The 15,147-nt window shown below is 60.6% G+C and carries 14 protein-coding genes and 1 pseudogene; 8 read left to right on the top strand and 7 right to left on the bottom strand.

The genetic code is table 11. The annotated features are described in order from the left end of the window. Positions 1-73: 73 nt before the first annotated feature. Positions 74-271, bottom strand: coding sequence for a heavy-metal-associated domain-containing protein (locus ACMXYI_RS10225; RefSeq protein ID WP_046044719.1), 198 nt, complete (start codon positions 269-271; stop codon positions 74-76). 147 nt (positions 272-418) lie between these two features. Between ACMXYI_RS10225 and ACMXYI_RS10220 the strand changes: the two genes are divergently transcribed. From ACMXYI_RS10220 to cueR, 3 genes are all read left to right on the top strand, one after another. After that, the gene (locus ACMXYI_RS10220) at positions 419-802 is read left to right on the top strand and encodes a hypothetical protein (protein WP_415773126.1); all 384 of its coding nucleotides are present in this window, start codon (positions 419-421) and stop codon (positions 800-802) included. Positions 803-1,016: 214 nt separating this feature from the next. Next, positions 1,017-3,410, top strand: a complete 2,394-nt coding sequence (locus ACMXYI_RS10215; protein WP_415773125.1) for a heavy metal translocating P-type ATPase — start codon at positions 1,017-1,019, stop codon at positions 3,408-3,410. Beyond that, the gene (gene cueR, locus ACMXYI_RS10210; protein ID WP_415773124.1) at positions 3,407-3,820 is read left to right on the top strand and encodes a Cu(I)-responsive transcriptional regulator; all 414 of its coding nucleotides are present in this window, start codon (positions 3,407-3,409) and stop codon (positions 3,818-3,820) included. Before ACMXYI_RS10215 ends, cueR begins: the two co-directional genes overlap by 4 nt. On the opposite strand, the gene ACMXYI_RS10205 is transcribed toward cueR, so the two are convergent. Further along, complete coding sequence (locus tag ACMXYI_RS10205) at positions 3,774-4,994, bottom strand: MFS transporter (RefSeq protein WP_415773123.1); 1,221 nt, start codon at positions 4,992-4,994, stop codon at positions 3,774-3,776. The two genes, cueR and ACMXYI_RS10205, sit on opposite strands and share 47 nt — an antisense overlap. A gap of 305 nt (positions 4,995-5,299) precedes the next feature. Further along, the gene (locus ACMXYI_RS10200; protein ID WP_129438758.1) at positions 5,300-6,193 is read right to left on the bottom strand and encodes a PA4780 family RIO1-like protein kinase; all 894 of its coding nucleotides are present in this window, start codon (positions 6,191-6,193) and stop codon (positions 5,300-5,302) included. Positions 6,194-6,594: 401 nt separating this feature from the next. Between ACMXYI_RS10200 and ACMXYI_RS10195 the strand changes: the two are divergent. Further along, positions 6,595-7,683 (top strand): annotated as a pseudogene (locus ACMXYI_RS10195) (cache domain-containing protein); the annotation flags it as partial. Positions 7,684-7,773: 90 nt separating this feature from the next. Next, the gene (locus tag ACMXYI_RS10190) at positions 7,774-8,541 is read left to right on the top strand and encodes a methyl-accepting chemotaxis protein (protein WP_371916927.1); all 768 of its coding nucleotides are present in this window, start codon (positions 7,774-7,776) and stop codon (positions 8,539-8,541) included. A 115-nt stretch (positions 8,542-8,656) separates the two neighbouring features. Here the strand turns inward: ACMXYI_RS10190 and ACMXYI_RS10185 are convergent, their stop codons facing one another. Beyond that, positions 8,657-9,448 (bottom strand): AraC family transcriptional regulator, encoded by a 792-nt coding sequence (locus tag ACMXYI_RS10185; RefSeq protein WP_415773122.1) that lies wholly within the window; start codon positions 9,446-9,448, stop codon positions 8,657-8,659. Between the two features lie 84 nt (positions 9,449-9,532). On the opposite strand from ACMXYI_RS10185, the gene ACMXYI_RS10180 reads away from it, so the two are divergent. Next, the gene (locus ACMXYI_RS10180) at positions 9,533-10,558 is read left to right on the top strand and encodes a bile acid:sodium symporter family protein (protein ID WP_415773121.1); all 1,026 of its coding nucleotides are present in this window, start codon (positions 9,533-9,535) and stop codon (positions 10,556-10,558) included. Here ACMXYI_RS10180 and ACMXYI_RS10175 read toward each other — a convergent pair. Further along, the gene (locus ACMXYI_RS10175; RefSeq protein WP_415773120.1) at positions 10,545-11,822 is read right to left on the bottom strand and encodes an acetyl-CoA C-acetyltransferase; all 1,278 of its coding nucleotides are present in this window, start codon (positions 11,820-11,822) and stop codon (positions 10,545-10,547) included. The two genes, ACMXYI_RS10180 and ACMXYI_RS10175, sit on opposite strands and share 14 nt — an antisense overlap. 119 nt (positions 11,823-11,941) lie before the next feature. Between ACMXYI_RS10175 and ACMXYI_RS10170 the strand changes: the two genes are divergently transcribed. Together ACMXYI_RS10170 and ACMXYI_RS10165 are read left to right on the top strand one after the other, a co-directional pair. After that, entirely contained in the window at positions 11,942-13,294 is a 1,353-nt protein-coding gene (locus ACMXYI_RS10170) for a 3-oxoacyl-ACP reductase (RefSeq protein ID WP_415773119.1), read from the top strand. Between the two features lie 2 nt (positions 13,295-13,296). Further along, positions 13,297-14,151: a MaoC family dehydratase gene (locus ACMXYI_RS10165; RefSeq protein WP_415773118.1), complete on the top strand. Its 855-nt coding sequence runs from the start codon at positions 13,297-13,299 to the stop codon at positions 14,149-14,151. Between the two features lie 86 nt (positions 14,152-14,237). Here the strand turns inward: ACMXYI_RS10165 and ACMXYI_RS10160 are convergent, their stop codons facing one another. After that, positions 14,238-14,651: a response regulator gene (locus ACMXYI_RS10160; protein ID WP_415773117.1), complete on the bottom strand. Its 414-nt coding sequence runs from the start codon at positions 14,649-14,651 to the stop codon at positions 14,238-14,240. An 85-nt stretch (positions 14,652-14,736) separates the two neighbouring features. Next, the gene (locus tag ACMXYI_RS10155) at positions 14,737-14,934 is read right to left on the bottom strand and encodes a Flp family type IVb pilin (protein WP_415773116.1); all 198 of its coding nucleotides are present in this window, start codon (positions 14,932-14,934) and stop codon (positions 14,737-14,739) included. Positions 14,935-15,147: the final 213 nt, after the last annotated feature.

Raw genomic sequence — 15,147 nt, 5'->3', positions numbered from 1 at the left:
CACTTGTGTTGTCTGCCAGTCCGCTATCGTCGGAACGCCGCCCGGAGCAAGCTCGGCTCCTACAACAATCGCTTCAAGCGACTTTCGCCTCATAGCCTTCTTCGGTGATCACCGCGATCACCTGATCCGCCGACAAAGCGCTCTCGACGCCGACTTCCTTCGCGGCCAGATCGATACGCACGCTGGCCGCCGGATCCTTGGCTTGCAGCGCCTGGGTGATGGCTTTGACGCAGTGACCGCAGGACATGCCTTGAACGTTGAACACTTGCATGAGATGACTCCTTTCGTGAAGTTGTGTGCAGTCTCGAGCTTGCCACCATGGCAAGGTCAAGTTCTGAAGTGAGCTGCCGGGCTGGCAATCGGCGTCGCGCTCGGCCAAGCTGCGTCCATCAATGACTCGACATCAGGAGATTCAGCCATGCGCTGGTCAGCTCTCAGCCTGTTTGGCTTTCTCAGCCTATTTGCCGCGACACCTTCGGTTCAAGCCGCCGGGGAGGACTATGGCGTACTGATCATTTCCCGCGAGCGCCTGGAAGTCGCGACCTCCTGCGAGATTGGCGTGTACATTCACGATCAGCTGTCGGCGCGGTTGTTCCAGGAACAAAGCACCTCGTTCAACCTGCCGCCGGGCAATGTGTCCTTGCGCCTGAAGCTGCTGCCGGGCCAGGCGCCGGGTTGCAATCCGGGCATGCTTGCACCGGGTTCGCAGACCATCACGCTCAAGGCCGGTGATGTGTTGAAGTTCCGGATTGCGATGACGCAGGAAGGGATGTACCTGAAACCTGCCGCCCTCGAATATTAATCACCACACCGATCGTTCCCACGCTCTGCGTGGGAATGCAGCCCGGGACGCTCCGCGTCCCATTTAAAAGCCGAACGCAGAGCGTCCGTTGAGGCATTCCCACGCAGAGCGTGGGAACGATCAGGTAGCGGTCTTTTGATCTGAGACATGGCGCTTGACCTTGCCAGCATGGCAAGGTTGATCCTGTAGGTATCTTCTACAGGGAGCGTGACTGATGTCCGAATCCACCACTTTCGATCTGCCGATTGCCGGCATGACCTGCGCCAGTTGCGCCGGGCGTGTCGAGCGTGCCTTGAGCAAAGTCATCGGCGCCTCCGCCGTCAGCGTCAACCTGGCCACCGAACAGGCCCGGGTTCAAGCGCCCAGCGACAGCCTGCCGGCCTTGATGGACGCGGTTCAGCAGGCGGGTTACAGCGTGCCGCAGCAGAGTCTGGAATTGAGCATCGACGGCATGACCTGCGCCTCCTGCGTTGGCCGGGTCGAACGAGCGCTGGCCAAAGTGCCGGGGGTCAAAAGTGTCAGCGTCAACCTGGCCAACGAACGCGCCCACCTTGAGCTGCTCGGCCAGATCGATCCGCAAACCCTGATCGGCGCAGTGACCAAGGCAGGCTATAACGCCAGTGTCTGGGAAGTCGAACACCCGCAAACCGATAATCAACAACAACGCCTGCACCGCGAGCGTTGGGCCTTGATCATGGCGATCGTCCTCGCCTCGCCGCTAGTGCTGCCAATGCTGCTGCAACCGTTCGGTGTGCACTGGATGCTCCCGGCCTGGGTGCAATTCGCGTTGGCCACGCCGGTGCAATTCATCTTCGGTGCGCGGTTTTATGTGGCCGCCTGGAAAGCTGTGCGGGCCGGTGCGGGCAACATGGATTTGCTGGTCGCGTTGGGCACCAGCGCCGGTTATGGCTTGAGTCTTTATGAATGGGCCACCGCCGCCGGGCGCATGCCGCACCTGTATTTCGAAGCCTCGGCGGTGGTGATTGCCTTGGTCCTGCTGGGCAAGTACCTGGAAAGCCGCGCCAAGCGCCAGACCGCCAGTGCCATTCGCGCCCTCGAGGCCTTGCGCCCGGAGCGGGCGATTCAGGTGATTGATGGCCGCGAGCAGGATGTCGCCATCAGCGCCTTGCGTCTGAATGATCTGGTGATGGTCAAACCCGGCGAACGCTTCCCGGTGGACGGTGAAGTGGTCGAAGGCCAGAGCCACGCCGACGAAGCGCTGATCAGCGGCGAAAGCCTGCCGGTGCCCAAACAACCCGGCGACAAGGTCACCGGCGGCGCGATCAATGGCGAAGGCCGGTTGCTCGTTCGCACCCTGGCCTTGGGCGCGGAAACCGTGCTGGCGCGCATTATCCGTCTGGTCGAAGACGCTCAAGCCGCGAAGGCACCGATCCAGAAGCTGGTGGATAAAGTCAGCCAAGTGTTTGTCCCTACGGTTCTGCTGATTGCGTTGGCAACCTTGATCGGTTGGTGGTTGTACGGTGCTCCGATGGAAACGGCGCTGATCAATGCCGTGGCGGTATTGGTGATCGCTTGCCCATGCGCGCTAGGGCTGGCAACGCCGACAGCGATCATGGCCGGCACCGGCGTGGCGGCGCGCTACGGGATTCTGATCAAGGACGCCGAAGCGCTGGAACGTGCACATGAAGTCAGTGCGGTGGTGTTCGACAAGACTGGCACGCTGACTTCGGGTACTCCGCGTATCGCTCATTTGAGCGCAATCAACCATGACGAATCGGCGTTGCTGCAAATGGCCGGCGCCCTGCAACGCGGCAGTGAACATCCGCTGGCCAAGGCGGTTCTGGACGCTTGCGCCGAACGCGGTTTGACCGTGGCCGATGTCAGCGACAGCCAGTCCCTGACCGGCCGTGGCATCACGGGCACTCTCGACGGTTGTCGATTGGCGCTGGGCAATCGTCGTCTGTTGGAAGAGAGCGGCTTGAACGCAGGTGAATGGGCTGAATCTGCTGCCGCGTGGGAAACCGAAGGCCGGACCCTGTCCTGGCTGATCGAGCAAAGCTCCGAGCCACGAGTGTTAGGCCTCTTCGCTTTCGGCGACACCCTCAAACCCGGCGCGCTGCAAGCTGTGCAACAACTCAGCGCACGCAACATCAGCAGCCACCTGCTGACCGGCGACAATCGCGGCAGTGCCAAAGTGGTTGCCGAGGCGCTGGGCATCAAGGATGTCCACGCCGAAGTACTGCCGGCGGACAAAGCCGCCACCGTCGCCGAACTCAAAAAAACCGGCGTGGTAGCGATGGTCGGCGACGGCATCAACGACGCACCCGCTCTGGCCGCCGCAGACATCGGCATCGCCATGGGCGGTGGCACCGACGTTGCGATGCACGCGGCCGGGATCACCCTGATGCGCGGCGACCCACGGCTGGTACCGGCGGCACTGGAGATCAGCCGCAAGACCTATGCGAAGATTCGTCAGAATCTGTTCTGGGCCTTCGTCTACAACCTGATCGGCATTCCGCTGGCAGCCTTCGGCTTCCTCAACCCGGTGCTGGCCGGTGCGGCCATGGCGTTGTCGAGCGTCAGCGTGGTGAGCAATGCGTTACTGTTGAAAACCTGGAAACCCAAGGATCTGGAGGACAACCGATGAACATCGGCCAAGCGGCCCGCCAAAGCGGCCTGAGCGCGAAGATGATTCGTTATTACGAATCCATCGGCTTGCTCAAGGCCGCCCATCGTACCGACAGCGGCTATCGGGTTTACGGCGACGACGACCTGCATACCCTGGCGTTCATCAAGCGTTCCCGGGACCTGGGGTTCTCACTGGAAGAGGTCGGCAAACTGCTGACCCTCTGGCAGGACCGCCAACGAGCCAGCGCCGACGTGAAGGCCCTGGCCCGTCAGCACATTGATGAGCTGAACCAGAAAATCCGCGAACTCGGCCAACTGCGCGACACCCTGCAGGACCTGGTCGAACACTGCCACGGTGATCACCGTCCGGACTGCCCGATCCTCAAGAGTCTGGAGTCGGGCTGCTGCGCCCAACCCGCTCGCCCCTGATTGCCAGCCCCTTCACCACCAACAAGGTGGTGAGGGGAATACCGTGGAACAACAGCACCACAGCCCCCGGCGCCCACCACGAATAGAACGGCGCTGCGATCAGCATACCAACGCCGAACCCGGTCATTTGCAACAGCGTCAGGAAGCTGAAAATCGGCAGGCGCAGGCTGTCCGGTTCACGCTGCAGGCGCGACATCAAGCCGACTTCCGAGAAACCGTCGCCCAACCCCGCCGGCAACGAGAACAACAGCAAACCGTAGAGCGTTTGCTGCTGAAACATCAGGATGAAGCCGCAGGACATCAGCAACACACCAAAGAAAAATCGTCGCTCCAGGTTCACGTTGTCCGAACCTTTCAGCCGGCTGGCGATGCGCGCACCGATGAGTTTTCCGCTGGCCCAGACCGCCAACATCAGGCCCAGCGTGGTGCTGGCCGACTCGGGCGTCAGCAGTCTGGAAATGATCGGAAAGCCCACGTTGTGCGCGGCACTGCCAAGGGTGTCGGCCATGGCCACCGCGAGCATCGCCGCCACCACCGGTGTGCTGCGCAGGCCTTGGCGCAGGGCCGCCCATTCACCACGTTCGTGGATGGGTTCGTCACTGGGCGCAGGTTGTGAAAAACGCAGCGGCAAGATGAACAGCGCGGCCAACAAATAAGTGACCACGTTCAATGCAAACACCGTTTCAAAGCCGAATGCTGCCACCAATAGCCCCGACACCAGACTTCCGCCGACCATGGCTGCCGACGACGCCGAGGTGATCCAGGCGTTGGTCTTCAGCAAATGCTCTGCCTCGATCAAGTGCGGCAATTGGCTGTTGAGGCCGATGGCGAACATCGAGTTGCCGAATCCCAGACCGAAAGCGATCACCGGTAACAGCAGCATCTGCTGGGCGACAGGTAGCACCAGCAGCAGGCCCAGCAGCCCGGCGCGCAACAGGTCGAAGGCAATCAACGGCAGGCGCCCGGCCCAGCGGCGATAAAACGTCGTGCCGATGAGACTGGCGAAGATCCCTCCCGCCACGCGGCTGGCGAGAAAGATGCCGACGCTCATGGCGCTGTTGCTGAGCAGGTAGACGTAGGTGGCCAGGGCGACCATGTTGAGGAAGGCGCCGAAGTCTGAAACCAGGCGGGCGGTGATGATGAGTTGGGCGTTGCGGGGGGATGCGGTGTTCACATTCAATCCTTGAGTGTGGGTTCTGCCGGTGGGCAGTAGACGTGATTTTGTGTGGATCTGGAAGCCACCCCTCACCCTAACCCCCTCCCCAAAGGGGCGAGGGGGACTGATTGGGGATATCTCAAGAAAATCTGCGACCTGAGAGCTCGAGTCGAACTCAGGCTTTGAAAAACATGAAGATCTGCTCCCTTTCCCCCTCTCCCCAGTGGGGAGAGGGCTGGGGTGAGGGGTCGATCCACATGACACACCACCAAATTCCAGCAAACACAAAAAACCCGACCAAAGCCGGGTTTTTCGTTAACCGATCACTGCATCCAGGGCGGAGGCGGCTCTTCGGTTTTACCCGGTGGCGCATCGTCTGCCGCGCGCACCGCTTGTTTACGCTCTTCATCAAGGCGTGCCGCCTCGATCTCGCGCATGATCCCGCCAACGTCGGCCAACTCTTCCGGCTCGTCGAACTCGCCGGTCAAGATGCTGGCCGGGTGCAAGGTGCCGGCTTCGAACAGGGCCCACATTTCCTTGGCGTACTTGGTCTTTTTCAACTCCGGCGCAAACCGCCCGAAGTAGGACGCCATGTTGCCAACATCCCGCTCCAGCATGCTGAACGCGTGGTTGTTGCCCGCCGCGTCGACCGCTTGCGGCAGGTCGATGATCACCGGGCCGGTCGGGGTCAGCAGTACGTTGAACTCCGACAGGTCACCGTGCACCAGACCGGTACACAACATCAGCACGATCTGCGAAATCAGGAACGCGTGATACTCGCGCGCCTGATCCGGTTCCAGCACCACGTCGTTCAGACGCGGCGCGGCATCACCGTACTCATCGGCCACCAGCTCCATCAACAGCACGCCTTCAAGGAAGTCGTAAGGCTGAGGGACCCGCACGCCAGCACCGGCCAGACGGAACAACGCCGCCACTTCGGCATTCTGCCAGGCGTCTTCGGTTTCTTTCTTGCCGAACTTGGAGCCCTTGGCCATCGCACGAGCCTGACGGCTGTTGCGCACCTTGCGGCCTTCCTGATACTCGGCCGCCTGACGGAAACTGCGTTTATTCGCCTCCTTGTAGACCTTCGCGCAACGTAACTCGTTGCCGCAGCGCACCACATAAACAGCTGCTTCTTTACCACTCATGAGTGGGCGCAGCACCTCGTCGACCAGACCGTCCTCGATCAGGGGTTCAATGCGTTTTGGAGTCTTCATCAGCTTTTATTGGGGGTCCTTTATTACCAAACACGCGAAAGTCATTCGTTATACGGCAATCCACTCATTCGGGGGAGGGGTTGCCGACCTATGAACGTTCAAGTGACCGTCAACAAGCACACAATGTGCCGGATTAATCGGTCAACAACCGCCGGTCGTCATCGGCCGCCACAGATCATAGCTGACCCTGCGTCACTTGTTGCTGAAGGGCTAAGCGGGTATTTGCGACAGGAGCTGACATCTCGATTCATACCCTTCGTAGGATTTTTCTTAATAGGCCTCAATTTCCCCAGCCATCAGCCGAAGTTATCAATGACAAAGTGATTTGTCCGACAATCGTTCTGCCAATATCCGCGAGTCATCTGCACTGCGTGGGCCTACAAGAAAAATCTGGAGTGCGGATGAACATCAAACAGAAGTTGACCTGGGCGTTTGCAATCATCGCCTGCTTGCCGGTGGTGCTGGTCGCTACCCTGGTTGTGCTGAATTTGCGCAGTGATGCCAAGGACAGTTTCGTCGACGGCAGTGGCCGCGAAATTCGTCAGGTCAGCAACGCCATGCAACTGTTCTTTGACGGCATCAGCCAGAACGTGGATTACCTGGCGACCCAACCGCTGATCAAGAATTCCGACGACAGCCTCAAGACGTACATGAGCGCCAACGCCGAGAGCATTCCTCAAGGCGAGATGGACAAGAAGGTCTTCGGCCTCCTGCAGGACCTGGGTAACAGTCACCCGTCCTACGCCTATGCCATCCTCGGCACCGCGGCGGGCGGTTATGTGTCCTGGCCGGACGATGCGAAGCTGAGCAATTACGACCCGCGCCAGCGCCCATGGTACAAGGCTGCTCAGGCCAAACCTGGCAAACCGTTCCGCACTGAGGCCTATTACTGGGCCCAGGACGACGCGACGTACGTCAGTACCGTGCGCACCATCGACAACAAATTGGGCACCAATGGCGGCGTGGTCAGCATCGACGTGACGCTCAAGCAGCTCACCGAAATCGTCAAACAGATCAAGCTCGGTGAAACCGGCTACCTGATGCTGCTGGAAAACACCGGCACCGTGCTGGTCGATCCGAAGCAACCGGAACACAACTTTAAAGCGCTGAGCAGCCTCGGCGACGGCTACGCGCAACTGGCCAAAGCCGGCAAAGGGCTGGTGGAAGTCGAGCTGAACGGCGAACGCTACATGGCCAACGTCTGGCCGTCGGAGCAGCTGGGCTGGACCTTTATCGGCCTGATCAAGCAGACCGACGTGATGAGTTCGGCCACCCAACTGACCTGGCTGATCGCGATCATCGCCGCCGTGCTGGCCGTGTTCTTCGCCATCGTCGGCGCCAGTTTCGCCAGCCTTATCGTGCGGCCGATCCGCAGCGTGGCCAGCGGTCTGGAAGGCATCGCCCAAGGCGAAGGCGACCTGACCAAGAACCTGCAAATCCGTGGCAGCGACGAAACCGCGCAATTGGCCAACTGGTTCAACCAGTTCTTGGCGGCGATTCGCAATCTGATCCAGAGCATTGGCGGTGCCGCGACCAAGATCCTCGCCACCTCCAAGAGTTCGACCCAGGTCTCCAGCGACATGGCCGAAGCGGCCGGGCGTCAGCGTGAAGCGGTGGACATGGTCTCCACGGCGTTCCACGAAATGGTCGCCACCGCCAACGAAGTCGCGCGCTCTTGCAGCCAGGCGGCGGAATCGGCCGACAGCGGCCAGCGCCAGGCGCGTGAAGGTCAGCAGCAGATTGATGCGGCCGTGACCAGCGTTGATCGCTTGAGCCAGGAAATCGAACAGTCGGCCCAGTCGATGCAACAGCTTGAGCGCGACAGCAACGACATTCAGTCAATCCTCGGGACCATTCGCTCGATTGCCGAACAGACCAACCTGCTGGCACTGAACGCGGCCATCGAAGCAGCGCGGGCCGGTGAACAGGGTCGTGGTTTTGCGGTGGTCGCCGATGAAGTTCGGGCACTGGCCAAGCGGACTGCCGATTCCACGGCGGAAATCGACGGGTTGCTGGGCAACCTTGCCAAGCGCACCAGTCAGGTGACTCAGCAAATGCACGCCAGCCTGGAAGTGTCTCAGCAATCGGTGACGCGGATCGGTGAAGCGCGCAGCAGTTTTGGGCTGATTCGGGAGTCGGTGGATGTGATCCGCGACATGAACACCCAGATCGCTACCGCGGCGGAAGAACAGCATCAGGTGGCGGAAGACATCAATCGGCACATCAGCCAGATTCATGGTGATGCGCAATTGGTGGCGGAACTGGCGAACTCGGCGCGGCTGGACTCGCAGAGTCTGGCGGGGTTGTCGAATGAGCTGGATGGGTTGGTTCGGCGGTTCAGGACTTGAGATGCTGATCGTTCCCACGCTCCGCGTGGGAATGCCTCAACGGACGCTCCGCGTTCGGCTCTGGAAGGGACGCGGAGCGTCCCGGGCTGCATTCCCACGCGGAGCGTGGGAACGATCAGTGTCTAAAGAGTTCACCGGGGGTGAATCCGAAGAGGCTTTTGAACGCCGCAATAAACGCCGAAGTCGAGTCATACCCACAAGACAGCGCCGCATTCGTCACGCTGTCGCCCTCCTCCAGCAAACTCAACGACGACAGCAACCGCATCCGCTGGCGCCACCCTCGAAAGCTCAACCCGGTTTCCCGCTGAAATAGCCGCATCAAGGTCTTCTCCGACGTCCCCAATCGCTCGGCCCACGCCTGCAAGGTCACATTGCGCTCAGGGCTTTCGATCAGCTCGTTGCACAACCCGAGCAACCGTTCATGGCGCGGTAACGGCAGAGAGAAGCCGACCTCCGGCAGATGCGCCAACTGATCCAGCAGTACACTCACCAGCCGCGATTCCTGGCTGTCGCCCTGTGGATATTCAACCGGCAGCAAACAAAAACTCTTGATCAGCTCCCGGGCCAACGGCGTCACTTCCAGCACCCGGCAACGCCCGTCCGCCCATTCACAATCCTCGCGGCGCACATAGAGGCTGCGCATCTCGGCACGCATCGAAGTCACCACCTGGTGTTCGAGATCGGCCGGAATCCAGATCCCCCACTGCGGCGGCGCAAAGAAACTGCCTTCGGCGGTGTGCACGCCGAGAACACCGCTGATCGCGTAGGAAAACTGCACCCAATCGTGTCGATGCGGCGGCGTCCATGAACCGGCGTTGAGACTTTCCGCACGGGCATACAGCGGACGCGGCAACGCTGTCAGTGTCGGAATCGTCCGCCCGAGGGAAAATTGTCCGTTAGTCGGCATTGATTGGCCTTATGTCGCAAGACGGCTGATGAAGCCGACGTTAGGCTAAGTCACCAATTCTTACAAATGTATTCGGTGCCTGTTATGCATGCCTTCAAACACCTCAAACGCGTGGTCACCGACTGGTTCTTGTGTGGCATGTTGATCGCCACGCTGCTGGCGTATTTCTTCCCGACCTTCGGTGCCACTGGCGGTGGGATGCACGCTGAATACGTGATCAACATCGGCGTGTTCCTGGTGTTCTTCCTGCACGGGGTCAACCTGTCCAGCGAGCAGATCACTCACGGTCTGAAAAACTGGAAGCTGCACGTGATGGTCCAGGGGTTCACCTTCGCGGTGTTTCCGCTGATCTGGCTGCTGAGCGACACGCTGTTGGGTTCGCACATTCCGTCACTGCTGATGCTCGGCTTCCTGTACCTCTGCGCCCTGCCCTCGACCATCTCCTCGTCCGTGGCCCTGACCGGCAGTGCAGGCGGCAACGTACCGGCGGCGATTCTCAATACGAGCCTGTCCAGCGTGCTGGGGATTTTTCTGACGCCGCTGCTGGTGAGTTTCGTGGTCGGCAGCGGCGCGGGCGGTATCGATCTGGGCTCAACCCTGCTCGACCTCTGCGCCATGTTGCTGTTGCCACTGGTACTCGGCCAATTGGTTCGGCCGTTCCTCGGCAAGTTCTTCGCCCGCCACAAGCGCTACACCAACATTGCCGACAAGCTGGTGATCCTGTTGCTGGTCTACGCGGCGTTCTGCAATTCGATGGTCTCGGGGATGTGGCAAAAGCAGGGCAACAGCGTGATCCTCACGGCACTGATCGGCAGTGCGATCCTGCTGGCGATCATCCTGTGGATGACCACCCGCACCGCTCGCGCATTGAAATTCAGCCCGGCCGATGAAATCGCTGCGGTATTTTGCGCCAGCAAGAAATCCCTGGCCGCCGGTGCGCCAATGGCGGCGCTGATCTTCGGCGCCAACCCGGGGCTCGGGCTGATCCTGTTGCCGATCATGATCTACCACCCGTTGCAGCTGATCGTCTGCTCGGTCATGGCCGAGAGTTACGCCAACCGCAACCGGCAGCTGGCCCAACAAAGCACCCCAGCCCTCAGCGCTCAATAATCACTGTAATGCCCTGGCCACCGGCGGCGCAGATCGAGATCAAGCCTCGACCCTTGCCCGCCGCATCCAGCAACTTCGCCAAGTTGGCGACGATGCGCCCGCCGGTAGCGGCAAACGGATGCCCCGCTGCCAGTGAACTGCCTTTGACGTTGAGGCGACTGCGGTCGATGGAGCCCAGTGGCGCATCAAGACCGAGTCGGGTTTTGCAATATTCCGGATCCTCCCACGCCTTCAGCGTGCAGAGCACCTGCGCGGCGAAGGCTTCGTGGATTTCGTAGTAATCGAAGTCCTGCAAGGTCAGGCCGTTGCGCGCCAGCAAACGCGGCACTGCATACACCGGCGCCATCAACAATCCTTCCGCACCGCTGACGAAATCCACCGCCGCCACCTCGCCATCGCGCAAATAGGCAAGGATCGGCAGACCACGTTCCTTGGCCCATTCTTCACTGCCCAGCAGCACCAGCGACGCGCCATCGGTGAGCGGCGTCGAGTTGCCCGCCGTCAGGGTGCCCTTGGCGCTTTTCTCGAAGGCCGGTTTCAGTGAGGCGAGTTTTTCCAGGGTCAGGTCCGGGCGCAGGTTGTTGTCGCGGGTCAGGCCGAGGAACGGTGTCATCAAATCGTTGTGCCAGCCTTCGGCGTAGGACGCGGTCATTTTCTGGTGACTGTCCAGCGCCAGTTGGTCCTGTTCGTCGCGCGGAATGTTCCAGGCCTGGGCCATCAACTCGCAGTGCTCGCCCATCGACAGACCGGTGCGCGACTCGCTGATGCTTGGAAAGTCGGGTATCAAATGGCGGGGACGCAGTTGCAGGAAGGTTTTCAGTTTGTCGGCGGTGCTTCGGGCGCGGTTGGCCTGCAGGAGGATCTTGCGCAGGCTTTCGTTGACACCGATCGGCACGTCCGAGGCGGTGTCGACGCCACCGGCAATGCCACATTCGATCTGACCCAGGGCGATTTTGTTCGCCACCAACAACGTCGCCTCCAGCCCAGTGCCGCAAGCTTGCTGGATGTCGTAGGCCGGGGTGGTTGGCGACAGCCGCGAGCCGAGCACACATTCGCGGGTCAGGCTCATATCCCGGGCGTGCTTGGCCACCGCCCCCGTCGCCACCTCGCCCAGGCGCAAACCGTGCAGGTTGTAGCGTTCGATCAGGCCTTCGAGCGCCGCGGTGAGCATCGCCTGATTACTGGCGGTGGTGTACGGCCCGTTGGAACGGGCGAAGGGGATACGGTTACCACCAATAATCGCAACGCGGCGCAGCTGAGTCATGAAAAGCTTCCTATTCTGTGAAGGCCATAACCCACAAGCGTAGGCCTAATCTCGTGGATCGAACGACTGATTGCCATTCATGGTCCACACTTTGAACCCCAGCTGCTGGAGCGCGTTCCATGTCTGACCGTTATATCGACTTCGCCAATTCGTCCATCGGCCATCGTGTGGTCGGGGCCCTGGGTCTGCCGTCACCGGTTCGGCTGGAGCGCTGGCAAGCAGGCCGGCTGCGGCCTGTCGAGGGGGCGTTGTTGATAGGCGGAGGCCCGTTGACGGAGAAAATCGGCACCTTCGCCAACCGCCTGACCGACGCGATTTACAGCTACGGCACCGATCCTTCCCTGGCCACCGCGTGGATTCCCGGCCACGGCCCCAAACTCAAAGCCGTGGTGTTTGATGCCAGTGACCTGGTGCAGACCGATCAACTCAAACAGCTGCGCGAGTTCTTCCAGCCACTGATAAAAAACCTCGACCACAGCGCGCACCTGGTGATTCTGGGTCGCGCGCCGGAGACCTTGAGCGATCCGTTCGCCGCCAGTGCCCAGCGAGCGCTGGAAGGCTTCAGCCGTTCTCTGGCCAAAGAGCTGCGCAGCGGCGGCACCTTGCAGCTGATCTATGTCGGCGAAGGTGCGGAGGATCAACTGGAAGGCCCACTGAGGTTTTTCCTCTCGCCAAAAAGTGCGTTCGTTTCCGGGCAAGTGATTCGTTTGAATGCCTGCAACACGCCGGTGCTGGACTGGACTCGTCCGTTGTCCGGCCGCAAGGCGCTGGTCACGGGTGCTGCACGCGGCATCGGCGCCTCCATCGCCGAAACCCTGGCCCGTGACGGGGCCGAAGTGATCCTGCTCGACGTAGCACCGGCCAAGACTGACCTCGAAGCCCTCGCCGCACGCCTCGGCGGGCGCAGCATCACCCTGGATATTTGCGCCGAAGATGCCGCCGCGCAGTTGGTCGAGCAACTACCCGACGGCATCGACATCGTGGTCCACAACGCTGGCATCACCCGGGATAAAACCCTGGCCAACATGACCCCGGAATTCTGGGACGCGGTGCTGGCGGTCAACCTCAATGCGCCGCAAGTGCTGACCAAGGCACTGCTCGACAGCGGCACCCTGCACGACAACGGCCGGGTGATCCTGCTGGCGTCCATCAGCGGCATCGCCGGCAATCGCGGGCAAACCAATTACGCAGCGAGCAAGGCCGGGCTGATCGGTCTGGCCCAGGCCTGGGCGCCGCTGCTGAATGAGCGCGGTATCAGCATCAATGCGGTAGCACCCGGTTTCATCGAAACCCAGATGACCGCGCACCTGCCGTTCGGCGTGCGTGAGGCCGGACGGCGCATGAGTTCGCTGGGCCAGGGCGGTCTGCCGCAAGACGTCGCCGAAGCGGTGGCGTGGCTGGCTCAACCGGGCACCGGCGCGTTTACCGGGCAAGCGTTGCGAGTGTGCGGACAAAGTGTTTTGGGGGCTTAGGCATGATCATCGATTGGCACATACTCAACCGCGAACCCAGCCTGTCGGGACTGTACGTGCGGGCCGCAACGCGACGCAAAATCACCGGCACCACCCTGCCCGATTCGGGTTTGCGCTGCTGGATCAATGTCGACCCGAAGCGCCTGGCGGACTATCGCAAGGTCTGCGGTTTTGCCGAGAACGGTTTGTTGCCGCCAACCTATCCACACATCCTCGCGTTCGCATTGCAGATGCAATTGCTGACGGCCAAGGAATTTCCGTTCCCGCTGCTGGGGTTGATTCACCTGAGCAACCGCATTCGCATCTTTCGCCCAATGGGCGGCGTGAATCGTGTGCGGGTCAGCGTTCAGGTGCAAAACCTGCAGCCCCATGAAAAGGGCGCGACGTTCGACCTGGTGACGACACTCGACGATCAGTTGGGGGCGTTGTGGGAAGCTGAAAGCCAGATGCTGTGCCGCGGGGTCAAACTCGCAGGCGAGCCCGTCGAGGACGTGTTGGCGTCGACACTGGAGATGTCGGAAGTGGCTCACTGGAAAGCGCCGTCGGACATTGGGCGGCAGTACGCCAAAGTGTCCGGCGACTACAACCCGATTCACCTGAGTGCCGTCAGCGCCAAACTCTTCGGTTTCCCGACGGCCATCGCCCATGGGTTGTGGAACAAGGCGCGTACGCTGGCGGCGTTAAGTGAGCATCTGCCCGCGGCGAATGTCGAGATTGCGGTGCAATTTCGCAAACCGGTGCGATTGCCCAGTGAGGTGACATTGCTGGCCAGCGCGGCAGGGTCTAGCGGGGATTTGCTGTTGGTGGGTGCGGGGGATCTTGAGCATATGGTGGGGCATTGGCGGCCGGTTGCCTGACCCGACCGTTCCCGGGCTCTGCGTTCGGCTCTTGGGACGCAGAGCGTCCCTGGCTGCATTCCCACGCAGAGCGTGGGAACGATCAATCACGGACTCACTAAATCCATGCGAGGCTGTGGAAACAAATTATTCAACGTCTCCAACAACCGCACGTGATAAATCGGCTTGCGAAACAGGTCGAGCACCTGCAGCCGCAACATGTCACTGACATCCTCCATGTCCGCATGCCCTGACGTCACAATCACCGGCAAATGCTGGCGGGACGTATGCTCGCGCAACCGCTTGATCAACGACATGCCACTCTCCTCCGGCATCCGCAGATCAGTGATCACCAACGCAATATCAGGGTGGCGCGTCAGATGGTGCAACGCGAGTTTGACCGAAGTGGCGGTAAAGCAATTGAAGCCCTCCCCCTCCAGCAACTCCGCCAACTCCAGTAACGCATCCTCCTCATCATCGACCAGAAGAAGCTGTTGGCGTGGAAGTGAGGGAGCGTTCATGGGCAACACCTGCAATGGACTAAGCGCTGACGTTAGAACCCCTTTGGGACATTAGCAAGTAGCCGGCAAGAACGCCGCCTCACCGTCATAGTGCGTTCAAGATACTGTTGAACGTGGTAGTGATCGCAGCAGAGATCGTCGTGCTGAAGGTGCCAATCACCACCGCAATCATGGCGGCAATGATCGCGTACTCAATCCCCGACGCGCCCTCAGTATCCTTTGCCAGGTCTTTGTAAAAAGCGATGTGGGATTTGATCTTCTGAGCAATCTTGGTAAAGGACATGGCAGTTCTCCTGAAGACGACGGGTGTTGCACGGTCGCAACATGGTTCCCCTTTGCCACCATCAGCATTGTCGGCATTCCCCGTCCCCACAACTGTAAGAACGAACTATCACTAAAGTATTAGTTGCTTCGTTGACGCCAAAAAAGTCACGTTTTCGCTCTAGTTACTTACTTTCGTTCGTTATTTTCAGGTCCGTAATGGCGTTTTGCTCTA

Source organism: Pseudomonas lyxosi, assembly GCF_047758685.1.
Classification (GTDB): domain Bacteria; phylum Pseudomonadota; class Gammaproteobacteria; order Pseudomonadales; family Pseudomonadaceae; genus Aquipseudomonas; species Aquipseudomonas lyxosi.
Note: the sequence above shows the minus strand (reverse complement) of the source record. Positions and strands in the feature narration are given on the sequence as shown.